The sequence below is a fragment of the Streptomyces sp. Edi2 genome, from assembly GCF_040253635.1.
Lineage (GTDB): Bacteria > Actinomycetota > Actinomycetes > Streptomycetales > Streptomycetaceae > Streptomyces.
Map to the genome: position 1 here is coordinate 684730 of NZ_JBEJGX010000003.1, position 24806 is coordinate 709535.

The following is a 24806-nucleotide window of genomic DNA, read 5'->3' on the forward strand; positions in this document are numbered from 1 at the left end:
CGATAGCGGCCACTGCTCGGCTCTGCCATGACGTGACGGCCCCATGACCCGCTCCAGTCAACTGGAAGGGAGCTCGACCGTGACAGCCATTCAGCAATCCAACGCATCGACCAGCAGCGGGGGAGGTTCAGGAAATCTCTACGATGTCCTTGAACTGATTCTCGACCGAGGGCTTGTCATTGACGCCTTTGTGCGGGTTTCCCTCGTCGGCATCGAAATTCTCAAGATCGACGTACGCGTCGTCGTCGCAAGCGTGGACACCTATCTGCGCTTTGCCGAGGCGTGCAACCGTCTGGACCTGGAATCGGGGCGTAAGGCGCCGAGCCAGCTCACCGATCTGGTCGGTGAGGCCACCGAGAGCGGCGCCAAAGGGAAGTCGAAGGGCGCACTGACCGGCGCTGTCGAGGCATTCACCGACTCCCTGCACAAGGGCCAGGAGGGGGCCGAGGAAGAGGCGGAAGAGCGCCCGGCGCGTAAATCCTCCAGCTCCACCAGCCGTCGCACGGCCCGCCGTCGGGAGGACTGACCATGGCGACCTACCTCTACGCCATCACCGGCGCGGAGCACCCCCTGCAGCTGTCCGACGTCAACGGTGTCGGTGAGCCCGCGGCACGGCTGCGCACCGTCAGGACGAAGCACCTGTGCGCGGTGGTCAGCGACGCGCCGGACGGGCTGCGGGCCAAGCGCCGCGATGTGGCGGCCCACCAGAGCGTCCAGGACCGTCTGCTGGCCGACGGTGCCGCCCTCCCGATGCGCTTCGGGCTGGTCGGCCCCGACGACGCGCAGGTGGTCTCCGCCCTGGAGGAACACCGCGACACCTACACACAGCGCCTCAAGGAGATCGACGGCTGCCGCGAGTACCACCTCAAGGTCGCACGCGACGAGGACGATCTGCTGCGGGAGATCGTGCGGGAGTCCGCCGAGGTACAGCAGCTCAACGACCGTACGCGGCAGAACCCGGACGCCTACGACGCCAAGGTGGCCCTGGGCGAGCTGATTTCACAGGAGGTCGAGGCCCGCCACGACCGCGCCCGTACGGACATCGTGGCCCGGCTCGCTCCGGCTGCGGTGCGCACCGCGAACGTCGAGCCGACGAAGCGCCACTTCCTCAATGTGTCGTTCCTCGTCCGACAGGAGCAGGCAGCGGCGTTCTCCGAGGCGGTCCACGCGGAAGCCGGGCAGCGCGGAGACGCCTACGCCTTCAGTCTGCACGGCCCGTTGCCGCCGTACAGCTTCGTCTGACGGCCGGGCGGAGATCCGTCATGGGCCTCATCACGCAGATCCTGACGCTGCCGGTCGCCCCGGTGCGGGGCACGGTCTGGGTCCTGGACCAGGTGCTGCTCACCGCGGAGCGCGAGTACTACGACCCGGAGCCGGTGCGGGAGGAACTTGCCGCGCTGGAGCAGCAGTTGCTCGACGGAAGCATCACGACCGATGAGTTCGACTCCCGCGAGGACGAGCTCTTGGACCGGCTGGAGTGGCTGGAGGCCAACCAGCAACGACTACGTACCGACTCCTGATCACGGGGAGAACGAGGTGTACGAGAGATGATGAGCACCGCCAAGATAGGTGTGGCCCTCGTAGGGGGCTATCTCCTGGGGCGCACGAAGAAAGCCAAGATGGCCATCGGCCTGGGCATGTTCCTGGCCGGCAAGAAACTGAATCTGGACCCGCGGCAGCTGGGCGCCCTGGTGGCCAACTCACCGGTCCTCGGCCCCCTCAACGACCAGGTGCGCAAGGAGCTGGTGGACGCCACGAAGTCGGCCGCCGGCGCCGCGCTCAACCAGCGGATGAACGGCCTCGCCGATTCGCTGCACGAGCGCACCCTGGCCCTCGAGGAGGGCGGCACGGACGGTGCCGGGCGCGCGGAGGACGGCGCGGAGCCGGAGCGGGAGCCGGAGGACGAGCCACGGGGCGAGGCCGGGGATGTCGACGACGTGGCGGACGCCGGGGACGCCGCCGACGCGGAGAGCGAGAAGTCCGCCCCGCGCCGTAAGACCTCCGCCAGGTCGTCCGCTGACTCGGCCGCGAACTCGTCCACGAAGTCAGTCACGAGGACGTCTACGAAGGCGTCCGCGAAAACGGCTACGAAGACGGCTGCGAAATCGGCATCGGCCAAGAGGTCGGCCGCCGCCGACCGGTCCTCCACGGCGCGGCGCTCGGCGTCGAGCGCGGCCAAGACTTCGGGAAAGGCCGCGTCCTCCCGCGGACGCACCTCCACCGCCCCCGGGCGGAAGGCCGCCTCCGGTGCCCGTAACAAGGCCTCGAACAAGGCTTCCGGCGCGGCGCGCACGGGTGCCGACCGTGGGGGCAGCAATGGCTGAGTCAACCTTCAGCAAGATCAAGGACGAGGTGACCAAGAGCCCGGCGGCCGACCAGCTCAAGGAGGAGCTGCAGCACTACCTCCAGGCACGGGCGGAACACGCGGTCACCAGTCTCGGCCACAAGCTGGGCGAGAGCGTCGGCAAACTCGCCGAACCCGGCCAGGGCGCCAGTGGCCTGGTGAGCAGTCTGGCGAAGGGCGGCAAGGCACTCGGTGAGGGCAAGTCGCCGCAGCAGGCGGCGCTGACCGCGGGCGCCTCCCACCTCAAGGACACCGTCAAGGACAAGGTGAAGAGCCTGTTCGGCAAGGGCCGCAAGGGCGGTGGCGGCAAGTCCAAGAGTGTGACGATCGTCGAGGACATCGATGTGGGTGTTCCCGTACGCGAGGCATACGACCAGTGGACGCAGTTCCAGGAGTTCAGCACCTTCGCCAAGGGCGTCGTCAGTGTCGAGAAATCCGACGACACCAGCAGCAACTGGAAGGTGAAGGTCGCCAAGTCCACCCGCAGTTGGCGGGCCAATGTCACCGAGCAGGTGCCCGACGAGCGGATCAGCTGGACGACGGAAGGCGCGAAGGGCACGGTCAAGGGTGTGGTGACCTTCCACCGCCTCACCGACAACCTGACGCGGGTGCTGCTGGTTCTCGAGTACTTTCCCAAGGGGCTGTTCGAGAAGACCGGCAACATCTGGCGCGCCCAGGGCCGCCGGGCCCGGCTGGACCTCAAGCTCTACCGCAAATTCATCATGCTGCGCGGCGAGGCCACGGATGGCTGGCGCGGTGAGATCCAGGACGGCGAGGTCGTGGTCGAGCACGATGACGCCGTCGCGGCGGAGGAGGAGGACCGGGAGAGGGAACGGGAGGAGGACGGAGAGGACGCCGAACACGGCTCCGGCGATCTGCGCCCCGGAGACGATGAGGCCGACGGGGATGCCGACGCTGAGGACGAGGATGCCGAGGACGCCGAGGACCGGGAAGACGCCGATGACGCCTATGACGGCGAGGACGGCGATGAGTACCACGACGTAGCAGACGACGACGTGGACGACCACGACGATCTCGCAGCGGGCGCCGAAGACGAAGACGACCATGACGACGATGGCGACGATGGCGACGATGGCGATCTCGAAGAGCCCGTCGATGAGCACGACGACCGCGGAGAACCGCTCGACGAGGACGACGACCACGCGGAACCGCTCGACGAGGACGACGACCCGGCGGACGAACGGGACCCGTACGACGAGGACGAGCCGCGGGCACCCCGCCGGGGCGGCCGCCGTGCCGCCGTTGCCCGCTGACCCGTCCCGACCGCATCCGCGACCGCGACCGCGACCGCACAGACGAGGCTGATCATGTCCGATTCACTGGCCGGCCGTATGGGGCCTTCCTCCGGTCCGTCCCCGTACGGCCGGCAGGGGGCTTCCGCCAACCTGGCCGACATCCTGGAGCGCGTCCTCGACAAGGGCGTCGTCATCGCGGGTGACATCCAGATCAACCTGCTCGACATCGAGCTGCTGACCATCAAGCTCCGGCTGCTCGTCGCCTCCGTCGACAAGGCCAAGGAGATGGGCATCGACTGGTGGGAACACGACCCCTCCCTTTCGTCCCGCGCCCGCGCACCGCAGCAGATCCCGGACGGGCGACGGCCGGCCGTCGCCGGTGACTCACTGGCCGAGGAGAACCAGCAGCTGCGCGCCGAACTGGCCGAACTGCGCGCGGCCATCGGCTCCCCCCAGGGCTCCGGCGCGCAGCAGGCAGATCGTAAGGAGGAGCAGTGAACCGCCCCACGCAACAAGCCGAGGAGACCGCTGCCTCGCCACTCCCCCTCGATCGGCCCGCTGATCGGCCCTCTGGTCGATCCACGGAACGATCAGCGGAACGATCCGCGGAACGATCCGCGGAACGGCCCACTGGGCGTCCCTTTGATCGGCCTGCTGATCAGCAAGAATCCGACCGCTCCCGGATCTCGTACGTCTACGCCATCGGACGGGCCGGCACCGCCCTCGAAGCGTCGGCTCCTCAGCTGACCGGGCTGCGGGACGGCCCCGTGCGCACGGTCACCGCCGGCAGCCTGACCGCCCTCGTCTCCTCCGTCCCGGCCGACGCCTTCAGCGCGGAAGGTATGAAGGCGCAGCTGGAAGACCTGACGGAGCTGGAGACGATCGCGCGGACACACCACGCCGTCGTCGAGGCCGCCTGGGCCGGCACCATGGTGCTGCCCATGCGCCTGGCCACGGTGTATCTGGACGATGCCCGGGTGCGGGCGATGCTGGACGAGCGCGGCACCGAGCTCGATGCGCTGCTCTCCCGGCTCGAAGGCCATGCCGAACTGGGGGTGAAGGTGTACGCGGACGCACGCGCAGCGGCCGCGGCCGGATCTCCCGCGCCGGCCCACAGGCCGGACGCCGCTGCGTCCGAAGTGAGCCCCGGCCGGGCTTACTTGCAGCAGCGGCGGGCCCAGCGCCGTACGCATCGTGATGCCTACCGCGCGGCGGGAGTCGTCGCCACCGACGTGCGGGTCCGGGTGGCCGACATGGCTCAGGACATGGTTGCGCACCGGCCGCAGCAGGGTGAACTGGCCTCCGGTGCAGGCGAGAACATCGCCAACGAGGCCTACCTGGTCCCCACGGACCGCGTCGGGGAATTCCATCGGGCCCTCAAGGGTCTGGCCGATGGCGTCCCCGGCGTACGCGTCGAGATCACCGGTCCGTGGGCCCCGTACTCCTTCGCGACACCGCCCACGGAAAGCACAAATCCGTGAAGGGAAACGACCTTCAGGGGGCCGCATTCACGGATTCCTCGCACGCGGATGTCTCGCACACGGATGCCTGGCACGCGGCTGACTCACATACGGATGTCTCGCACTCGGCTGACTCTCTTGTGACGGACCGCTCCGACGAAGAATCTCTGGCCGGGCGGCAGATTGCTCTGATCGATCTCCTGGACCGTCTCCTGAACGGCGGCGCGGTCCTTACCGGAGATGTGGTGCTGTCCATTGCCGACGTGGATCTGGTCCATATCAACCTGCGAGCGGTGATTCGCTCGATCACGCCCGACAGTCCGGCACCGTGGTGAAGATCTGCATTGCGTTGCGAAGATCCGCGTTGCCGAAGACCCCGTGAACCCGCTGCCCGGCCACTCAGCTCGCTTCCTTCCCGCACCGCCCCGAGGAGAATTCCCACGTGACGAGGGATACGTACGCCATGACCGATGAACCGGTGGATCCGGCCGCGCCCGTGAAGCCCGCCTTCGCGGAGGTGGCGCAGGCGGCGGCACGGGCGTTCGACCTGGTGCCGGCCGGGCCCGGGGAACACCGCCAGGGGCAGGACAGCAGCATCGCCCAACGGCTGAAGACCGACCCGGAAACGGTCGAACGCGATCTCATCAAATTGGTGCTGACCATCGTGGAGCTCTTGCGGCAGCTCATGGAGCGCACCGCACTGCACCGTGTCGACCAAGGCGATCTGAGCGAGGAGCAGGAAGAGAAAGTCGGGATGACGCTCATGATTCTCCAGGACCGTATGACGGAACTCTGCGAGCGCTACGGCCTCACGATGGCCGACCTCAATCTCGACCTCGGCCCCCTGGGTTCCCTGCTGCCTCCTCACGACGCCGCCTGAAGTCCCCTGGCGTCCCTGACTTCGCCCGACATCGCCTGCCGTCACATCAACAATTCCGTGAGCACCACCGACATCCCGAGCCTCTTCATCTCTCACAGGTATCACGCCATGTTTCGACACGCTTTGAGCGGCAAGACGGCATAAAAGGGCCGCAGAGCGCACCAGTTTTCCTCTCGTTCCCATGGTTTCTCCATACGCGCTCTCGCTTCGTACCGATTCGGAGGTGCAGGGAAATGGTTCCGCTGCTTCTGGTTCTGCTGCTCGCGTTGCTGCTCTTCGGCGCGGGATTCGCGTTGAAGGCACTGTGGATCGTCGCCGTGGTGGTGCTGGCGTTCTGGCTGCTCGGCTTCCTGATGCGGTCGGCCGGCGCCGGCGGCCAACGCGGCCGCTGGTACCGCTGGTAGAGCCGGCACCGCCTGGCAGGGCTGGTACAGGCCGAGTAGAGCTGGTACCGCCGGGCAGAACGGGTACCACTGGTAGACCCGGGCCCCGCTCCCTCAACGTCCCCGGCGGGCCGATCCCCTTCGGCCCGCCGGGGAACGGTATTTCCTGACGGGCATTGCAACTGATGGCCCGTCACCTTACTCTTCCGGCACATCCCCACCGCACCGGGGCGCTCGTACGGTCTCACCCCTACGATCCGTGCGCGGTGCAGCGGGGCCGGCGCGCCGCGCGCCGGAGGGACAGCCATGTCCGACGACAGCGCTCGAAGAGCTTCCTTCACCCGCCGCACGCTGCTGACCGGGGCCGCCGCCGCGGGACTCACCGCAGCAACCGGGCTGCAGCCCGCGCATCGCATCCCCGTGGGCAGCGCCGCGGCCACCCTCGACCCTCCACCCGACTTCCCTGCGGACATCCCGCTCTCCCAGCAGGCCTTCCGGAACTGGTCGTTGGAGATCGTCGTCGAGGGCGTATGGACGGCCTCGGCCCGTACCCCCGACGATGTGGTCACCCTCGCCAACTGGGCTCATCAACACGGCTACCGGCTACGGGCCCGGGGCAAGGGCCACACCTGGTCGCCGCTGGTGGTGCCATCCGGGGCCGACACCAACCGGACGGTCATCGTCGACACCACCTCCCACCTCACCGCGGTCAGTGTGCGCGGCGGCGGCCCGGGGAGTGTCACCACGCAGACGGGGGCGACACTCGACACCATCCTCGCCCGCCTGGAGGAAGCAGGGCTCGGACTCGCCACCACTACCGCGCCCGGCGACCTCACCATCGGCGGGGTGCTCGCCATCGGCGGCCACGGCACGGGTCTGCCCACCGCTACCGAACGCCCGCCCGCGGGCTCCGGCTTCGGCACGCTGAGCTCCCTGGTCACCTCCCTCACCGCCGTGGTGTGGAGCGCGGCCGAGAGCCGCTATGTGCTCAAGACCTTCACCCGTTCCGACCCGGACATCCGCGCCTTCCTCGTCCACCTGGGCCGCGCCTTCCTTACCGAGGTGACGATGACCGCGGCCGCCAACACGCGGCTGCGCTGCCAGAACTGGTTCGATGTGAACGTGGGCACCGTCTTCGGCCCGCCCGGCACGGGCGGCCGCACCCTCGGCTCCTACCTGGACCGCACCGGACGCATCGAGGCGATCTGGTTCCCGTTCACCGATGTGCCGTGGCTGAAGGTGTGGAGCCTGGCGCCCAGCAAGCCGCTGCTCGCCAAGCAGATCGACGCCCCGTACGCGTACACCTTCGCCAACCGGGTCACCGAGGAGATGTCGGGGCTGCTCGGGGAGATCGCCGCGGGCGGGGGCGACAAGACGCCTGCCTTCACCAAGCTCGCCATGTCCATCGTCGGATCCGGGCTGATCGTCACCGGTACATGGGACGTCTGGGGCTGGTCGAAGAACAGCCTGCTGTACGTCGAACCGACGACGCTGCGGATCGTCGAAGCGGGGTGGGCGGTGCTGACCTCCCGGGCGAATGTGCAGCGGGTGGTAGGGGACTTCTACGCCCGCTACCAAAGCGTGCTGACGGCACATCAAAACCGTGGCTCCTACCCGGTCAACGGTCCGATCGAGCTGCGTATCACCGGCACGGACCCCCTGGACGGCCCCCTTCTGTCCCCGGCGCGAGCGCGTGCGGACCACCCCGAGTGGGACACCGTGGTGTGGCTCGACTTCGCCACCTATCCCGGCACGCCCGGCGCGGGGCCCTTCTTCCGCGAGCTGGAGCAGTGGATCTGGCAGACCTACACCGGTTCGTACGCGTCCGTACGTCCCGAGTGGTCCAAGGGTTGGGCCTATACGGACAGCGGGCCGTGGACGGACCCGGCCGCAGTGGGCGGCACCGTCCCGGCCGCATTCGAGGACTGGCGCACCGCCCGGGACATCCTGAACTCCTACGATCCGGCACGGGTGTTCTCGAACGCCTTCCTCGACACGCTGCTGCCCTGAGCGGCGTCCCTCTCCCCTGGGTGGCACCCCTCTTCCTTGGGCGCGCCACGCCACCTCGCGCCCGTGGTCCGGCTCCGCTTACCGTCACGGCTCTACGGGCCTCCGGGCCCATGGGCCTCTTCTGGTCCTCCGGGCCTCTGGGCCTATGTCTGTGGACGGTCGGCGGAGCCGCGGCCGCCGCTCCCCTGTGCGGGACGGAGCGTTAGCGTTCCTTCCGGGGCGGAGGCGACGCAGGGGTGGAAGCCGGAACTGATCCGGTCGAGCACCTGACGCAGCCACCGGGAGTCCTGCTGCGAGGCGTGCTGCAGCCGCATACGCCAGGCCTGCAGCGGGGTGATCCGCACGTCGTGGAGTCCACCGGTGTCCGGGTCCACCGAGACGAGGTAGAGCAGCCGCAGGTCGTCCCGGTACTGCTCGTAGCCGGTGATGCCCTCGTAGTCGTCGATGAAGTCGCCACACCCGTGGATCACCAGCTTTCCCCGGTACACCTCCAGGGCGCGGGGGTGGTGCGAGGAGTGCCCGTGGACGAGATCCACGCCGCCGTCGATCAGGGTGCGCGCGAACGCGACCTCGTCGCGGGGCACGTGGTAGCCCCAGTTGGCACCCCAGTGGACGGAAACCACGGCGATGTCGCCCGGCCGCTTCCTCTGTCGTACCCGCTCGGTGACCGCGTTCGCGGCGGCGGACGAGGGCCTGGCCACGAAGGCGACCCCGGCGTGGTCCCGGGCCGCGGCCCATGCCCAGGGGATGCCGCTGGACGGCATCCCGAAGGAGAAGACCAGGAGCCGGCGGCCGCCTTCGAGAGGGACGCTCGCCGGCCGGTCCGCCGCGTCGGCGTCCGCTCCCGCCCCCGCCGTCCGCAGCCCCGCCCCCGTCAGAGCGTCGAGGGTGTCCGAGAGTCCTTGGTGACCGAAGTCCAGGACGTGATTGTTGGCCAGTACACAGACATCGGGGCGGGCGGCGGTGAGGCACGGAAGGTTCGCTGGGCTCATCCGGTAGTGGATTTCCTTGCCGCGGGCGAAGTCGGCGCTCTGGGTGATGCTGGTTTCCAAGTTGAGCACCCTGGCGGCGGGCGCGGCGTCATCGAGCGCCCTCAGAGCCTCCCCCCATGGCCAGGAGAACCCGACCGGACGCTCAATGGGGCCGTTCGCCGCCTCCGCCAGCTCGACATAGTCGCGGGCGTCCCGCACGTAGCCCTCCCGCAGCACCGGGTCCCCTGGGTGCGGAAGGATCTGGTCGACGCCACGGCCGAGCATGACATCGCCGCAGAAAAACAGTGTGAGCAAGTCACCGCTCATTCCCCCAGGTTAGAACCAGTCGACAAGGGTTTCCCATCGCAGCGGCCGACGCTCTGCGCCGCGCCCCCGGGGGCGGGCGAATCAGGGCTCTTACGGCGCCTGGCGCCCTCCTGACCAGCAAAGATGCCACGGGTGGGGGTGTGGCTGGGAGATGGTGGATGGGGGGCGGCCGGCTGCCAGCTCCGGCCGGCGTCGAGGCGAGGCGAGGCGAGGCGAGGCGATCAAGGTGAGCCTGAGCGCTCCGCACGGCGGGAACCGCACGCAGTGGGGACCACGCCCGGCGAAACCCGTGCCCAGCGGGATCCGCCCCTTCAAACACTCCCTTCCGAGGCTCCGGCCTGCCTGATGCGCCCACGGGGGCAGCCACTGCCACCTACCTGAGGCCTCGCCCAGCCGACCTCCCCCCACCCGGCTTCTCCGCGTCCAGACCCCTGTCCCTGTCCCTGTCCCTGTCCCTGTCCCGCAGGGTGTAACCACCATCGACGACCGCCATGTCGGCGGCAGGCGCCATGCACATGGTCAGCAAGGGCGCACCCTTGGCCGTTGCCCCGGACAGCCCGGCGCGGCCCTTCCCGTCCTTGGGGACGTAGAAGCTCACGCCCATGCGGGTGTGCGGGTCCAGGTGCGTCTGCCACGGGTGGCCAGGGCTGGTACGGACGAGTCGGCCGGTCACGGTGGCGGTGGGGCCGCCGGTGGTGAGGCAGTCGACCTCGAAGTCACCCCAGTAGTCACGGCCGCCGATGACATGGGAGATGCGGACGGTTCCCCAGGAGCGGGTGGGAATGCCGCTCGCCGCATAGGTGGCATGGGCGTCGACGGTGACCCGCACTTTCTCCTCGGCGACGGGGTACCCCAGTCGGGCCTTCCCTTTGAGGGCGGAGACTCGGCTGGCAGCAGGAGTGCCGGGGGCGGGTGCAACTGCGGATGCGGGTGAGGGCGGGGGTGCCGTCGGGGGTGCAGCGACGGCGGCGGGTGCGGCGACTGCAGCAACCAGGGCGAGGACGGTGGTGGCGCGCACGATCTGCTTCAGCACGGTGAGGCTCCGATCCGGGCTTCAGGATGACTGACACGTCGATCGTCGCCAACTCCCCTGCGTACGGGCGTCCTTCGAAGGTCGCCACCGCCTCCGCCGCACGGGTGAGGCGCCCCTCTCGGCGTCCTCTTGATGCCCCTCCGACGGTGTGGCGCCGATGCTTCACACGGACAGGAGGCCAAGGGCTTGCAGGGGCACGTACAACACCACATCCGCCCGTTCCGCCGGGTCGTACATGTGGCCCCAGGCCGCCGCGGCACCGCGGCTTCCGGCAGCCATGGCGGCACGCAGATCGAGTGGCGAATCGCCGACATAGGCCACGTCCACGGGATCGATGCCAAGTTCCCCGGCAGCCAGGAGGATTCCGTCCGGCGCCGGCTTGGGGCGCGACACCCGGTCGCCGCCGATCTGCACCCCGGCAGGCAGGCCCGCGGACTTCAGCAGCATCCTGGCTGCCCGGGAACTGGCGCCGGTGAACACCGCCCGTGCCCGGCCGTGCCCGGCCGTGCCCGGCCGTGGGCTCGTAGGGCAGCGAAGACGTCAACCACCCCAGGATATGGAGTCACCCGGGATCAGGAGCTACTTTCCGCATGAGGTGAGACATCCCGCTGCCGGACGTACGGGCGGGAGTCGGGCTGCTCGGCCCCGCCAGGCCGGCGCAGGGCGGCGGCCCGGCCGCGCACCAGGAGGTTCTGCGTGCCCAGGCCGATCGCCAGGTAGGCGTACAGCGACACAGCCCCGAGTACCCCGGCCCCGGCCGTGTGGTCGATCCACAGGCCCAGCCCGAAATGCACGCCCGCTGAGGTCAGCCACAGCCCGGTAGTGACCGCCGTCCCCTTGCGCAGCACCTCGCCCCGGAGGCCGCGCCAGACTCGTACGGTCCGTGCTCTGGCCGCGCCGAATCCCGCCGCGACGGCCAGGCTCACCACCAGGAGGACGACAGGCAGCGCGGTCAGCGGATGGTGCTCCACGACTGAGGCGACGCCGAAGGCGATCCCCGCGATGCCCAGGGCGGCGAAGACCGCCGGGGTCAGCAGCGAGCCGATCGGCCGTACCCGGCGGGTGCGCAGCTGCTGTAACACCACCAGCCCGACGACCGGCAAGGCTGTGGCAAGGGCGGCGGCTCCGCCGTTCGTACTCTGCATGTCAACTCCCCGTGGTAGCACTGCATTCGGGCGGTATCGCCGTATGCCGTACTCCCAATTGTCCGCGGACGGCCACGGGCGAGGGACGCACCCCCGAGGTCCGGCGGGGACCTGGCGCCGGCGGCGGCCTGTGGCACGGTGGGGGCCGGGCTCCCGCTCCGCCGGGGTCCGCGCCTATAGCCAGCCGCGCTCGCGTGCCGTGTGGGCCGCTTCGAAACGGTTGGCGGTGTCCGTCTTCTGGATCGCCGAGGAGAGGTAATTGCGCACCGTCTTCTCGGAGAGATGCACCCGCGCCGCGATGGCGGGGATCGACGCCCCGTCGATCGCCGTTGCCAGCACCTCCTGTTCGCGGCGGGTGAGCGGGTTGGGTCCGGCCCGCAGCGCCGCGGCGGCCAGGGCGGGGTCCATCACCGTCTCCCCGGCCATCACCTGACGGATCGCCACCGCAAGCTCGTCCACCGGCCTGTTCTTCCCGATGAAACCGCTGGCACCGGCCGCGAGTGCGCGCTGCAGATGGCCCGGCCGGTCGAAGACCGTGAAGATGAGGATCTTCGTTTCGGGCAGCTCGGCGTGCAGGGCCACAGCGGCGTCCAGTCCGCTGCCCCCGGGCATCTCGATGTCGAGCAGGCACAGGTCCGGGCGCAGCCGCCGGGCGGCGGACACGGCAGCCGGCCCGTCATCCACCTGGCCGACCACCGTGATGTCAGGCTCCAGGCCGAGCAGGGTCGCGATGGCGCCGCGCACCATGGCCTGGTCCTCGGCGAGGAGCACCCGGATCATGTCGTCTCCCGGACGCGGCCGGCCGCCGCGAGGGGGATGGTGGCCTGCAGGCGGAAGCCGCCACCCGGAGCGGAGCCGATGCGCAGGCGGCCGTCCAGGGCGGTGACCCGCTCGGCGAGCCCGGCCAGCCCGTTGCCGCCCGGGCCCGGGCGAGAGTGCCGGACGGACCGGGCGGGCCCAATGCCGTCGTCGAGCACCTGAAGGAGGGCGCGGCCGTCCTCGCTACGGAGTACGACGCGGCAGTTGGCGGCCCGGGAGTGCCGGGCAACGTTGGTGAGGGCCTCGCGGGCGACCCAGCTCAGCGCCGTCTCCACCACCTCGGGCAGCCGGCCGGCAGTGGCCTCCACCGTGACCGAGACGCCGGCGTCGGCCAGTGTCGGCCGGGCCTCCTCGATGACCACGGGCAGGCTGAGCGTCCGGTAGCCGGTGACGGCCTCCCGCACCTGCTCGAGGCACTGCCGGCCCATGTCCTCGATCTGCTGGAGCTCTGCCGCCACGTCCGTCTCGCCCGCCCGGTAGAGCCGCCGTGTGACTTCCGCGCGCAGGGTGAGCTGGAGGAGGCTGTGGCCCAGTGTGTCGTGCATGTCCCGGGAGAAGCGCAGCCGCTCCTCGGTCACCGCGGCCCGCGCCAAGGCCCGCCGGGTACTGCGGAGTTCGGCGTTGAGGTCGAGGATACGGCGGTAGGTCGTCATGGCCAGGCCGACGGCGGTGGTCATCACCACCAGCGAGGTGGCGTCCGATCCGGTCCGGCCCGCCACGAAGAAGGCCAGCGATACCGAGGCCGCGAGCGCAGGGAGGGTCAGCCTGGCGGGCACCGCGACCGCGCCGGTCGCTGACAGGTACGGCAGCAGGATGGTCCAGTCTTTGCCGAGCCACAGTGGGAGTGCCACGGAGAGCGCCGTGAGCGGAACCAGCAAGGCGAACCGTAATCGCTGGTCGAGCCGGCCGGAGTGGTAGGACCAGGCAAGGATCACCTGGGAGGCCGCGAAGAGGCCCAGGGCACAGACGGCCGCCAGTACGGTGCTGAGCGGACTGTCCGATGCGGAGAGCGAGGGGACCAGGCCGAACAGGGGAATGAGTCCGACCGTGGAGCCGACCACGGCGCCCCGGGAGGAGGCGGGCTCCCCCGAACCGCCTGCGGCCTTCGCCCCCGGGCCGAAGCGCCGGCTCATGAACGTCCCCTCCCGCTGTGCCGCGCTCGGACGGCGTCATGCAGCACTTTCAGTCTATTCTCCGGCCCGTCAGGGCCGGGCTGCCTACGGCGGCGGGCAGCGGGCTGTGGAGCAGGTCCCATGCTCCGGCCTGCCGTGGCCGCACTGCCCACGGCGAGCGCCGGCCCGGTGCCCGTGCCGGTGCTCCTGCCTCTCACGCCGTCCCTGCCCCCGCCGCCGCTCAACGCGCCACCTCCCGCCGGAAGGCGAAGCCGGCCAACAGCGCGAAGCCGGCCGTCCAGCCGCCCAGCACGGCAAGGTCCGACAGGGGGGATGCCCCGCCCTCCAGGAGAGCCTGGCTGAGGTGGACCCAGTGGTTGGTGGGCAGCGCCTTGGACACCTGCTGGAGGGAGTCGGGGAACAGTCGTACCGGAATCCACAGCCCGCCCAGCGCGGACATGCCGATGACGCAGGCCATGACGGCGGGACCGCTGGTGGTGGGCGAGACAAGGAAGCCCAGGGCCATGCCCAGCAGGGCGAACGGCAGACTGCCCAGCCAGGTGATCGCGCCGATCTCCAGCCACTGGGTGCCGCTGAGTTGGATGCCGTGTACCTGGCCGCCGATCAGGAAGACGGCAAACAGCGAGAGCAGAGAGAGCAGCAAGCCGCTGGCCCCCTTGCCGATGACGATCTGCGTCGCGCGCAGCGGAGTGGTACGAAGCTGGGCGAGCCAGCCGATGTTCCGGTCGAGTGCGACGTTGACCCCGTTGGTGATGGTCACCATCAGCACTCCGTGGCAGGCCATACCGGTCATGACGACGGCGTCCGGTGCGTACCCGGCCCCCGGAGCGCCCGGGCCCCCGCCGATCGTGGAGAACATCAGGTACAGCAGCGCGGGCATGGCCACGGTGAGAACCACGAACTTCGGATCGCGGCGCAACCGCCGGAGCTCGAAACGGAGGTAATGGCGCGTCAGCATCAGTGCTTCACCTCCGGTGCGGCCTGGTGAGCGGGCCCGGTGGTGAGCGCGCGGAAGGCCTCTTCGAGGCTGCTCCCGGACAGTTCGAGTTCCCGGGCCGCGAAGCCGCCGGACAGCACGGCGTGGAGGGTGGCGTCGGAGTCGGTGGTGTGCAGCCGCACCCTGTCGTGCTGCCGCTGCACGCCGCAGACACCGGGCAGTAGCTCCAGTCCGGCCGGCGCGGGACCGTCCGTGCGGAAGGTGACCGTGCGTCTGCCTACCGTCCGCTTGATCTCCTCGCTGGTTCCTTCCGTCAGGACCCTTCCTCGGTTCATCACGACGATCCGGTCGGCCGCGGTATCGGCCTCCTCCAGGTAGTGGGTGGAGAACAGCACGCTACGGCCGCGCTCGGCATAGCCGCTGATGCTTTCCCAGAACCTGGCCCGGGCCTCGACGTCCATCGCAACCGTCGGCTCGTCGAGCACGAGCAGGCCGGGCGCGCCCGCGGCCGCGCAGGCGAAGCGCACTCGCTGCAGCTCACCACCCGACAGCCTGTCGACGCGGCGGCTCAGCAGGCCGCCGATGTCGGCTACTTCGGCGAGCTCGCTCAGTAACGCGGGCTGCGGATAGAGCCGTCGAGCCAGCTCCAGAACCTCACGGACCTTGGCACTGGCGGGGAAGGCACCGTCCTGCCGCATCGCTCCGACCAGCCCGGCCCGTACGGCCGCGTCGGGTGTCCCGCCGAACACCTCGACCCGCCCGCGGTCCGGACGCAGCAGGCCCAGAAGCATGTCGATCAACGTGGACTTGCCCGACCCGTTGGGGCCGAGCAGCGCGGTGACCCTGCCCCGGCCGATCGACAGCTCCAGCCTGTCGACTGCTTTCACCTGGAGGAAACTCTTGGATACGTCGGAGAACTCCGCCGCGTGATCTGTGATCGTCTGTGACATACCTGCACGCTAGGTTCCCGGCGCATCGCGGCGGCAGAGGCACCGGCCCCGCTTTCTTTGGGACATTTGTCCTGGTGAAGGTATGCGGCCAGAGGAGGATGCGGCCGTCAATGCGACCGCCTACGCGCTGCAGGTGCAGGGTATGGCGATGGGGCGGCACCCCGCTGTGCATCCGATCACCGAGGTTCCCTGAGTGCCGATTGCAGCCGATCACGAAACAGCGGTAGATGTTCTCCGACCGAAGGAACCAAGATCCGCAAATTCTCAATATCCACCAGTAGTTCGGAAATCTGTCCGGGTGCCGGACTGCGACTCAGAAAGTCAGCCAGGTATCCTTCTGCTTTCCCCCAATCCGGCACGAAGCAGTGCACGAGAAAAAGGATGGCCACGTCTGTGGCCGCTTCTGCCGTCGATTCACTGGACGCAGGGGTACACACCTCGACGGTGTGCGCAAACTGCACTTCACATGCAGGGTCTTGTGCGGCATACAGCGCAACTGCCTTCTCATAGTGAGCCCAGCCGGAGTCGGCATCAAGTTCGATGGCGCGGTTGAAGTCGGCCAGCGCCTCCTCGTAACGGCCCGCAAGGCGATAGGCGAATCCCCGACTGGGTAATGGCTCCGGCCGGCACGGTCGATGACGAAGGGCATGGACCGGAGCCAGCTGAACTGTTCGCTGGCCTCCTCGTCATCCACGACGGCGCGGTAAATGTCCTCGTCGAGCTCCTGCGGGAGAGCACAGGCCAGGGCAGCAGCCCGGCGGGCAGGGCTGGTTTCCCACTTGAGGAACCGCTCGACGGCAGTGCCGCTGGGGTCTCCTACATCCGCAACACTGGCGGGACGGGCTTCGGCGAGAGTCGAAACCAACACCGGGAGCCGACCCGATAGCTCCAGGATCACTTCGGTGATCTTTTCATCGGTGATCCCTTTGGCTGCCAGGAGTTGGCGCGCCTCCGCATCGGTGAACACCTCCAGCGGCAGATCGGTGACCAGGTCGAGCCAATCCCCCCAGCATCGGGCATCGAGCCGAGGCTGTCCTGCCAGGACCACTAATACGTTGGCCGGCAGGTGTCCGTATCGTTCGGTGACCAACATGTCCCGCAGCCACACGTTCAAGAGCGGCCCGGTGCGCTCATAGGTGTCGAAGAACAACACCACCCAAGGCCGGCACGCCGCAGCCTCTGTCAGGCCCTGGAGAAACACCGGAGTGAGGGTCTGCAGAGGGGACAGGACGAGCTGGACGTCGTCATGGTTCCGCAACCGGGCACTGAGCAGCGCCTTGGCCCGGTCGGCTCCGGCCGCGACCTGGCCGTGGTCGACTGTGCTGGTGAACGCTCCGATGCCGGGGATCATGCCCAACCCCGCGAGGCCGAGTTGCGACACGATCACGCTGGAGGGTGACGGACCCTGCTGCTCCCGCCCTTGGCCTGTCCCTGCCGCCTCGCTGGATGCACCGGCGGTGGCTCCGCTCGCATCTGCCTCGTGCCGACGCTGCCTGTAGGTGGTCAGCAGCTTGTTGAAGCCCTTGAGATCGACACCCTGTTGAGCGAGCTGCGAACTGACCGCCTCCATCGTCTCCACCAGGTCCGCTGCGGACTCGTCCATGTAGGCAGTGAGGGCTTGCGCCTCGCGGGCAACGGACTCCATCTGCCGTAACAGGGTTGACTTGCCCACACCGGCTGGGCCACGGATATGGAAGAGAAACTGGGTGGCCTCTTCCGGCGGCTGTTGCAGAGCATCCTTGAATGCAGCTTGCTCTCCCTGGCGTCCGACCAATCCGCTACGACGCCGTCGCCGGATCAGCTCCTGCCGTGAAGGACCCCGCCTCGCCAACTGAAACCCCCACCGAGATGGCCGACAGATCGCTTGGTCATAGTGCCGTACACAAGCGTCCGCCGTCCCTGGGCAGCCCACATCCAACCGTCGGTGAAATCTTCCTCGTCAGGCAACGAACACGGATGACCGCACCGGCCGCCTCCGACGGAGGACGCTGTCGCCGGAGTGGGTTCGGCCGGTGCCCTGTCCGCCGCGCCTCTTCCGCAACGTGATCGGACGATCTGAGGCTGGAGGAGCGAACACCGGCTTCTGATAGGGATGTTGACCGTGACGGCATAACTCAGTTAACTACTTAGTTATGGACTTCACTATTGTGGCCCACGCCGTAGAGGTGGATCACGGCATCAAGCGTCTTTCGATGCGGTTCATCAAGCGCTACGCGGCGCCGGACCGGGTGCGACTCAGCGCCGAACTCTGCGAACAGATCGCACGGGCCCTGGATGAGCTCGGGCTGATGACCCTGCCGCGACGGCTTCCTACGTCTGAGAACGAGTACATCTTCGTTATCCAGAAGGGCAGCGCGCTTGGCGAGGCCGTGGCCATCGCATCCTCGGTTGCGATGATGGAAAAAATGGGGACTCCTGTACTACCCAGCCTTTTCGAAAGGTTCCCGGAAGCGAGGCGCCAATTGACATAAGACGTCTGAACGTTTTCGATCGAATCTCATCAAAACTCCTCTTTCCAGGCATACTTGTCGCATCGGCGAGTCAAAAAGCTCTACGGTCCAAGAGTGCAACGCGGTTCACCGGCGATGCGCTGGTCCCGACGTTTCACCAGGGGCTCCTCTCCATCTAAGAGTCCCTGGCGCAACGGAGTTCCGCACATGGTCCACGATGAACAATGCTTCACGCCCCGCTCTGTCCGGATCGTCACCCCGAGCCTCCAGGAGAACGCCTCTCACAGCTCACCTTCGCTGACCCGCCGGACCTTGCCGGACAGCATCTATTTTCTGGATGATTCGGGAAACTCCGACGTTTCACTGTTCGGATTTATTCGGGTGCCGTGGATCGAAGGATGGCGCGAGGCTGACGCCGCATGGGCCACCTTCCTGAAAAATCTGCAGGTCAGCCCGCATTTCAGCTACACGCACGGCTATCCGCTTCATGCCGTTGACCTGGTCGCCGGGAGGGGAAGGCTGCTACACCCGGAGGCCGGAACTGCTCCCACCGTGCTGCAGAAGAGCGCGGCTGCGAGCATCGTGCTCCAGGGGCTGAAGGTGCTGAGCCAGGTACCCAGGCTCGCCGTCGGGTCTGTCTACCGTCGCGGGGCGAGCCGCGAGGACTTGTACGCGGACCTGGTGGAGATGGTCAATAGCCGCCATGCGGAAGCAGGCAGTTGGTGCCAATTCATCGTGGACGGAAACGGCACGGAACGGGCGCTGCGGGCCGCTCATCGTCAGCTTCCCGCCGACCGACGGCATGTTCTTGGCGATCCTTTGCTCGTCCCGGCCGACCGGATCCCGCTGCTACAGGCGGCCGATTTCGTCGCGCACGCTGCCTACCAGTCCCTGGTCCGGCATCCCCGTCGGGCATTCATGTGGGACTGGTACCCGCGCTTCTTCCCCGAGGCCGGTGCGCTGATGAATCTCGGGCGGCTTCACTGAAAAGATCCGGGCCCCTGCGGTGAAGCCGGGGCCCGGGTCGGACCTGGTGCTCCGGGAACCCGGGCCAGGACCGCAAGTCAATTCTTCCACACAATCCACAGCTCATGCCCGGAGGATGCATGTCCCGTCCCGCTTCCCAGTCCGTAATGCTCGTCTGGAAAGGCGAGAGTGTCGCGGTTTCCAGTGTTGAACGCGCCCTGCCCTCACAGCCCGATGAGTCTGTCCGGGCCAAGGTTGCTACCGCCGGCGTTGCCAACCCACTCGCCTCGCTTCCTCTCGGTGCCTGGCAAGCCGTGGCCCGGGCATCGGCCGTTCCCGAAGGTGTAGCAGTCATGCTGCAGCCCACCGCACAGGAGCCCGGCGGCCTCCTGCTGGAGGAGAACGTCGAAGGCGCCACTCTCCGGACCTTCAACACCCGTGTCTGGCTCAGCGAACTGCTGCCCGGTATTCAGCCCCGCACGGGGATGGAGGTGATGGACGTCCCCGACCCGCAGGTGGTGGGCACGACCCAAGGCGGCGAGCCGTGCGCCGTCGTGCGCTATCGGTACAAAGACCTACAGCACCTGAAGGATCACATCCGGCAGACCGTACACGGCACCCTGGCTCTCAACAGCTACGCGGTCTCCATCCTGGGCCGGAAGGTCACCCGCCCCCTGATCACACATCCGGTGGAGTTCACCTTCGAGGACGGCACAGAGTCCTTCCACGCTCTTGTCGTGCGGGACGGCATCACACGTTTGGCCAGCGCTTGGAGCCTACTCGCCGGTCCGGACGCCGAGGCCGAGGACGCAGCCGATCTCATGGTGGAGTCGCTTTTCGGGAAGACTTCGGGCGCTCCCGCTGCAGACGGCCGGCCCTTCGTCGAGCGGCTGGCAGCGACCCGTGAGAACTGGCGGAGGGCCCTCGCCCACGAGTTCCACGGGGCCATGGCAGGAGAACAGCCGGGCGACCGCGGAGTCCACATCGCGCAGACCTACATGGTCCCCGCCCAGGTAGCAGTCGGCGCCGAGGGGCACCCGGGCCACCTGCTGGCGCCCGAGGACGTCTTCGACGACGCCATGCGCTCGATCCTGGCCAGCGTGCACGTCGAGTTCAAGGCGTGGGACTCCGCGGCCCAGAACGTGGAGGTGGCCACCCGGGCCCTCAAGCGCATCATCCAGCTCGGTGACGTGCCGGTGGCCAAGGAGAGCCTCCAGGTCGTCTACGGCTTGGCCGTGGGCCGGACCGCACCGGAGGATCTGCCCCGGGAGTACGGCGACGACCGCCTCCCGGGCACCGCCCTGTGGCGCGGTATCCAGCTGATCCACGCCCTGACCCGGCCCGAGCTGTACGAGCGGCTCAAGGAGCAGGCCAAAACCATCAAGGGCGGCTCGCGGATGAGCGCCAAAGGCTTCGCCGAGCTTCTGGGCCCGATCATCGATCTGCCGTGGCGCAGCGCCAAGAAGGCCGTTTCCAAGCAGGCCCGCAACGCATGGAGCAACGGCGGTGTCCTCACCCGAGAGGTGCTCAAGGAGTGGGAGCCGGTTTTCACTGACGACTTCACCAGCCTGGTGCAACCAGCCTTGGCGGGCGACGCCGGTGCCCGGTGCACGCTGGCGGTGGCCGGCGGCATCGCGCTGATCGCCGACAAACTCCTCACCCGGAACGTCGGCTCGTCCCTGATGGCCCCCAAGGAGAAGGGCGGCGTACCCTTCCGGTCCGACGTCCACCTGGTCGTCGAGGATCTGTCGGCCCAGGACAATGAGCTGGGCCTGTGGACCCTGGCACTGACCGCCAACCGGTTCCGCGCCGGCGCGCTGCCGGAGAACGTGCAGTCCGTACGGCAGTTCGTCCGCCGGGACCGGAAGGACGACGAAGGCCCGGCCTACGTGCACACCAAGGTGGACCTGGAACAGCCGGACAAAGTTGCCCGGGATGAGAACGGCGTCCCCCTGCCGTTGTGTGAATGGGACGTGGTGTGGGCCGCCGACCAGGAGCGCGCCCGCGTGGCCTACGCGGAGCACTTGGCCCGCCAGTCGCCCGCCCCTGCCCCGCCCCCGACCCCGGCTTCCAAGGAGGACTCGGCGGGCGGTGTGGGCGGGGAGTCTCTCGACGGCGAGGGCACCTTGACCGTACCTAAGCCGTGGGGCCCCTCTTCCAGCGATCCCGGCGACGCTGCCCCGAGCGGCAGGCGGGCCGCCGACTACCGACGCACTCTGCGGGGAAGCTTGTCGAGTGCCAGGATCGCCCTGGATGGTCTGACGGCGATTGATGGCACGGCCGGGAGCTGGCCACCCGTCGTCGAGCTCGCCGAGTTCGGTGACCTGCGTCAGTCGCTGCTCGAGCTACAGACCGACCTGGAAAACCTACGGCGCAACGTCCACGGCGAGGCTGCGACCGCTGACGCGGATGCAGAGGGCGACGACGAGGGCTGACGTGGAAGCTTCGTCCGTTCCAAGGTCCAGCGGATGACCGGGCTCAGGTCCGCGACCTCGGCCTCGACCCTCTCAAGCAGGACGGGAATCGAACCCGTGCTCCGGACTGGGAAACTCCGCCCCTACCGGGCGGCGGACTGCGGTCCGCGTCTCTGAGCTGCGCAGATGCGTGGCTGTCTGGCCGTGTGGCTGCATTGACCGTGTGGCCGCTGAATCGACCGTGTGGACGGGAAGACGTGGAAGGGGTACGAGCGCGCCGCTCAGCAGAGTTCACGGCACGGGATCGATCCGGTCTGGTGGCCGTGCGTCGATCCGGTCTGGCGGCCGTGCGCCGTGGTGAGGGCGGACTCGGCTGTGCGGGCATCCGTCGGGGTGGGGTCAACCGGCGTCGTGGGGTCGAGTGCCACGGCCGAGGAGACGGTACGGCGGCCGCCGGACGGAACCGCAGCGCGGGAGCCGCCGCCCAGGATGCTGACGGTGTTGGCCGCCACGATGGCCGCGATGGCCAGCCAGTCGATTCCTTGCAGGGTCTGGTCCAGGACGACGAGGCCGACCAGAGCCGCGAGGACGGGGTTGACGCTCATGAAAACCCCGAAGAAGCGGGCGGGGACCCGGCGCAGTGCGCGCAGGTCGGCGAGGAACGGGACGGCCGAGGAGAGGAGGCCTGCGGCAGCCGCGTACCCGATGGCGCTCGCGCTGGGGTGGTGGTGGGCGAGCACGGCGATTCCGATGGGGAGGTACAGCAGGGCCGAGACACCGGCAGCCGCGGCCGAGCCCTCGGCGCCCGGCAGCCGGGCGCCGACGAGCCGGTTGAGCAGGATGTAGGACGCCCAGCACACGGCAGCGAGCAGGCCCAGCGCGAGGCCCACGTAGTCGGTGGCCGGCTGCGGGCGGGTCAGCAGGACGACCGCGGCCCCGGCGACGAGGGCACACAGCAGATCCGCCAGCCGGCGGGAGGCGGCGAGTGCCACGGCCAGCGGCCCGAGGAATTCCAGGGTCACCGCGAGGCCCAGACCGATGCGGTCGATCGCCGTGTAGAGGGACAGGTTCATGGTGGCGAACACCGCCGCCAGGCACAGCACCGGCCACCACTGCCGCCAGGTGAACGTCCGCAGCCGCGGCCGCCCCACCGCCAGCAGGACGAGGCCCGCCACCCACTGCCGCACGGCCACCACGCCCGCCGGCCCGATCACCGGAAACGCCAGTGCTCCGGTCGCGGCACCGATCTGGTTGGACAGCCCGCTGCCGAACATCATCGCGACCCCCGCCGCACGGCCCGGGTGCGCCGCCGGTCCCCCACGATCTGCCTCGGGTTGCCACCGGCCTTGAGTGCTCTTTCCCATGCACCGAGCATCCGGCCGGAGACACCCATACGTAAAATGCATGCACGTACGCATCAATGCGCCCTGGTTATGGATCTGGACACTGGACAATGGAACTGCGACACCTGCGCTGTCTGGTGGCGATCGTCGACGCCGGCGGCTTCACCGATGCCGCCATCGATCTGGGCATCTCCCAGGCGGCGGTGTCCCGCACGCTCAGTTCGCTCGAAGACGCGCTGGGAGTAAGGCTGTTGCACCGCACCAGCAGGAACGTCATCCCCACCACCGCCGGCGTCCAGGTGCTGGCGCGCGCCCGCAAGGTGCTGGCCGAGGCCGACAACCTCATCCGCGAAGCCACCACCGGCCACACCCGCCTGCGCATCGGCCATGCCTGGTCGGCCATGGGCCGGCACACCGCCGAGTACCAGCGTCGTTGGGCGGCCCGCTACCCCGACGTCGAACTGCATCTTATCCGTACCAACTCGTCCACCGGCGGCCTGGCAGAGGGCCTGTGCGACCTGGCCGTGGTGCGTACCGCCTTCGACGACGCGCGCTTCGCCAGCGCCGTCGTCGGCCGGGAACGCCGCTACTGCGCCATGGCCGACGACGACCCCTGGGTCACCCGCCGCTCCATCGCCCTGGCCGACATCCGCGAACGCACCCTCCTCATCGACCGGCGCACCGGCACCACCACGGCCGACCTGTGGCCGGAGTCAGCGCGTCCCGTCGTGGAATACACCCAGGACATCGATGACTGGCTCGCCCTGATCGCCACCGGCCGCAGCGTCGGCATCACCCCCGAGAGCACCGTCAACCAGTACCGGCGCGACGGGATCGTCTTCCGGCGGCTGCGCGATGCCACGCCCATCGCGGTCCACCTCATCTGGCGCCGCCACGACCCGCATCCGGCGACCCATGCCGCCGTCGCGCTGCTGACCGACCTCTACCACCGGGGGAAGTGAAGGGCTGTGCGCTGCCGCCCTGGCAGCGCTCCGCCCCGGCAACGGCCCCATGCTGCGCAACCGGCGCCTCCCTGCCCTCCCCGCCACCTCGAACCCAGACAAGGTAGCCATGACGGAACCCACTGCCGCCTGGCAGGAACAGGTCGCGGCCCTCGGACCCTTCTTCGCCTTCGAGACGCACCCCGCGGCGTCGGAGATCGCCTCCCCCTGGCGCAGGTTGAGCGAGGTGGCGCGGGAGGAGAGCGGCGTCCTGCGGGAGCGCGTCACCGCGGTGCGTGCCTCGCTTGCCGCCCGCGGCGGCAGACCGGCCGAGGCCGTCGAACAGCGTGTGGCCGCTTCCGTGGCACATCTGGGTCTGGTGGCACGGGTCATCTCGCCGTTGCTCGGCCTGGCCGCTGTGCGCGGCCTGCCGTCACCACCACCCACCCTGGACGATCTGAGGTGGCACTCCGGCCTCGGCGGCGCGTTCGCCCTGTCGCTGCCGTGGGAGACGGTAGCGGCCTCGGTCGCCGCCGGTAACGCCGACAACAACGCCGATGCTGATGCCGACGCCGTAGAGAAGTTGCTCGACGGGCCGATCCGCGAACTGGGCGACGCCGCAGCATCCTTCTCCGTCTCCCCGCGCATTCTGTGGGGCAATGTGGCATCGGCCGTCAACGGCGCGGCGGCGGGCATGGTGTCCGCGGCACCGGACCTCGCACGCCCGGCGCGCACAGCGGCCCTGCTGTTCCTGAGCCGGCCGCTGCTTCAGGACACCCACACCCTGGACGCGGGCAACGGGCGCTTCCGGCGGAGGAGTTGCTGTCTGATCTACCGGGCCGCTCCGGGTGCCTCGGGAGCGATCTGCGGCGATTGCGTCCTTGCGCGCCCCTGAGAGAGCCTGAGAGTCCCTGAGACCCCAGGCGAACCCCTGCGGACCCCTGCGCATCTCTTACCGAATGGTCTCTGTCGCTGGTCTCTTTCCTGACCGCCTGCCGGAAGCCTGAGACAGGAACCGGATCGAACCCCCACTGCTGGTCCGGG

General features: G+C 68.9%; 25 protein-coding genes and 1 pseudogene. 16 read left to right on the plus strand and 10 right to left on the minus strand.

Features of this window, described 5'->3' with window-relative positions; translation table 11 throughout:
• Positions 1-79: 79 nt before the first annotated feature.
• The 11 genes from ABR737_RS06410 to ABR737_RS06460 all read left to right on the plus strand — a co-directional run bounded on the left by ABR737_RS06410 (position 80) and on the right by ABR737_RS06460 (position 8333).
• The gene (locus ABR737_RS06410) at positions 80-526 is read left to right on the plus strand and encodes a gas vesicle structural protein GvpA (RefSeq protein ID WP_350249215.1); all 447 of its coding nucleotides are present in this window, start codon (positions 80-82) and stop codon (positions 524-526) included.
• A gap of 2 nt (positions 527-528) precedes the next feature.
• Positions 529-1242: a GvpL/GvpF family gas vesicle protein gene (locus tag ABR737_RS06415; RefSeq protein ID WP_350249216.1), complete on the plus strand. Its 714-nt coding sequence runs from the start codon at positions 529-531 to the stop codon at positions 1240-1242.
• A 20-nt stretch (positions 1243-1262) separates the two neighbouring features.
• Entirely contained in the window at positions 1263-1520 is a 258-nt protein-coding gene (locus ABR737_RS06420) for a gas vesicle protein GvpG (RefSeq protein ID WP_350249217.1), read from the plus strand.
• A 30-nt stretch (positions 1521-1550) separates the two neighbouring features.
• Positions 1551-2324, plus strand: coding sequence for a hypothetical protein (locus ABR737_RS06425; protein ID WP_350249218.1), 774 nt, complete (start codon positions 1551-1553; stop codon positions 2322-2324).
• Positions 2317-3618, plus strand: coding sequence for an SRPBCC family protein (locus tag ABR737_RS06430; protein ID WP_350249219.1), 1302 nt, complete (start codon positions 2317-2319; stop codon positions 3616-3618). Before ABR737_RS06425 ends, ABR737_RS06430 begins: the two co-directional genes overlap by 8 nt.
• A gap of 54 nt (positions 3619-3672) precedes the next feature.
• On the plus strand, positions 3673-4098 hold the full coding sequence (gene gvpJ, locus ABR737_RS06435) for a gas vesicle protein GvpJ (protein ID WP_350249220.1): 426 nt from the start codon (positions 3673-3675) through the stop codon (positions 4096-4098).
• A gap of 203 nt (positions 4099-4301) precedes the next feature.
• Positions 4302-5081, plus strand: coding sequence for a GvpL/GvpF family gas vesicle protein (locus ABR737_RS06440; protein WP_350256690.1), 780 nt, complete (start codon positions 4302-4304; stop codon positions 5079-5081).
• A gap of 119 nt (positions 5082-5200) precedes the next feature.
• A complete protein-coding gene (locus ABR737_RS06445; RefSeq protein WP_350256691.1) occupies positions 5201-5395 on the plus strand; it encodes a gas vesicle protein in 195 nt (64 codons plus the stop codon).
• 128 nt (positions 5396-5523) lie between these two features.
• Positions 5524-5940 (plus strand): gas vesicle protein K, encoded by a 417-nt coding sequence (locus tag ABR737_RS06450; protein WP_350256692.1) that lies wholly within the window; start codon positions 5524-5526, stop codon positions 5938-5940.
• A 233-nt stretch (positions 5941-6173) separates the two neighbouring features.
• Complete coding sequence (locus ABR737_RS06455; protein ID WP_350249221.1) at positions 6174-6344, plus strand: hydrophobic protein; 171 nt, start codon at positions 6174-6176, stop codon at positions 6342-6344.
• A gap of 285 nt (positions 6345-6629) precedes the next feature.
• Positions 6630-8333, plus strand: a complete 1704-nt coding sequence (locus ABR737_RS06460) for a cholesterol oxidase substrate-binding domain-containing protein (RefSeq protein WP_350249222.1) — start codon at positions 6630-6632, stop codon at positions 8331-8333.
• A 143-nt stretch (positions 8334-8476) separates the two neighbouring features.
• Here the strand turns inward: ABR737_RS06460 and ABR737_RS06465 are convergent, their stop codons facing one another.
• The 9 genes from ABR737_RS06465 to ABR737_RS06505 all read right to left on the minus strand — a co-directional run bounded on the left by ABR737_RS06465 (position 8477) and on the right by ABR737_RS06505 (position 16310).
• A complete protein-coding gene (locus ABR737_RS06465) occupies positions 8477-9631 on the minus strand; it encodes a CapA family protein (protein WP_350249223.1) in 1155 nt (384 codons plus the stop codon).
• Between the two features lie 373 nt (positions 9632-10004).
• Positions 10005-10664, minus strand: a complete 660-nt coding sequence (locus ABR737_RS06470) for a hypothetical protein (protein WP_350249224.1) — start codon at positions 10662-10664, stop codon at positions 10005-10007.
• 162 nt (positions 10665-10826) lie between these two features.
• Complete coding sequence (locus ABR737_RS06475; RefSeq protein WP_502964284.1) at positions 10827-11111, minus strand: HAD hydrolase-like protein; 285 nt, start codon at positions 11109-11111, stop codon at positions 10827-10829.
• Positions 11112-11236: 125 nt separating this feature from the next.
• Positions 11237-11809: a hypothetical protein gene (locus tag ABR737_RS06480; protein ID WP_350249226.1), complete on the minus strand. Its 573-nt coding sequence runs from the start codon at positions 11807-11809 to the stop codon at positions 11237-11239.
• A 174-nt stretch (positions 11810-11983) separates the two neighbouring features.
• Positions 11984-12589: a response regulator transcription factor gene (locus ABR737_RS06485; protein WP_350249227.1), complete on the minus strand. Its 606-nt coding sequence runs from the start codon at positions 12587-12589 to the stop codon at positions 11984-11986.
• Complete coding sequence (locus ABR737_RS06490; protein ID WP_350249228.1) at positions 12586-13761, minus strand: sensor histidine kinase; 1176 nt, start codon at positions 13759-13761, stop codon at positions 12586-12588. Before ABR737_RS06490 ends, ABR737_RS06485 begins: the two co-directional genes overlap by 4 nt.
• Positions 13762-13981: 220 nt before the next feature.
• Positions 13982-14719, minus strand: a complete 738-nt coding sequence (locus ABR737_RS06495) for an ABC transporter permease (RefSeq protein WP_350249229.1) — start codon at positions 14717-14719, stop codon at positions 13982-13984.
• Positions 14719-15648, minus strand: a complete 930-nt coding sequence (locus ABR737_RS06500) for an ABC transporter ATP-binding protein (protein WP_350249230.1) — start codon at positions 15646-15648, stop codon at positions 14719-14721. The genes ABR737_RS06495 and ABR737_RS06500 overlap by 1 nt, the downstream gene beginning before the upstream one ends.
• A gap of 176 nt (positions 15649-15824) precedes the next feature.
• A complete protein-coding gene (locus ABR737_RS06505) occupies positions 15825-16310 on the minus strand; it encodes a tetratricopeptide repeat protein (RefSeq protein ID WP_350256693.1) in 486 nt (161 codons plus the stop codon).
• A gap of 1470 nt (positions 16311-17780) precedes the next feature.
• Between ABR737_RS06505 and ABR737_RS06510 the strand changes: the two genes are divergently transcribed.
• The 3 genes from ABR737_RS06510 (at position 17781) to ABR737_RS06520 (ending at position 21499) form a co-directional block, all read left to right on the plus strand.
• Complete coding sequence (locus tag ABR737_RS06510) at positions 17781-18119, plus strand: hypothetical protein (RefSeq protein ID WP_350249231.1); 339 nt, start codon at positions 17781-17783, stop codon at positions 18117-18119.
• Positions 18120-18305: 186 nt separating this feature from the next.
• On the plus strand, positions 18306-19085 hold the full coding sequence (locus ABR737_RS06515; RefSeq protein ID WP_350249232.1) for a DUF3800 domain-containing protein: 780 nt from the start codon (positions 18306-18308) through the stop codon (positions 19083-19085).
• A 332-nt stretch (positions 19086-19417) separates the two neighbouring features.
• A complete protein-coding gene (locus ABR737_RS06520; RefSeq protein ID WP_350249233.1) occupies positions 19418-21499 on the plus strand; it encodes a hypothetical protein in 2082 nt (693 codons plus the stop codon).
• A gap of 467 nt (positions 21500-21966) precedes the next feature.
• Here ABR737_RS06520 and ABR737_RS06525 read toward each other — a convergent pair.
• Positions 21967-22842: pseudogene (locus tag ABR737_RS06525) on the minus strand (EamA family transporter); the annotation flags it as partial.
• Positions 22843-22931: 89 nt separating this feature from the next.
• On the opposite strand from ABR737_RS06525, the gene ABR737_RS06530 reads away from it, so the two are divergent.
• Both ABR737_RS06530 and ABR737_RS06535 read left to right on the plus strand, forming a co-directional pair.
• The gene (locus tag ABR737_RS06530; RefSeq protein WP_350249234.1) at positions 22932-23783 is read left to right on the plus strand and encodes a LysR family transcriptional regulator; all 852 of its coding nucleotides are present in this window, start codon (positions 22932-22934) and stop codon (positions 23781-23783) included.
• A 109-nt stretch (positions 23784-23892) separates the two neighbouring features.
• On the plus strand, positions 23893-24657 hold the full coding sequence (locus ABR737_RS06535) for a (2Fe-2S)-binding protein (RefSeq protein WP_350249235.1): 765 nt from the start codon (positions 23893-23895) through the stop codon (positions 24655-24657).
• The last annotated feature ends 149 nt before the right edge of the window (positions 24658-24806 follow it).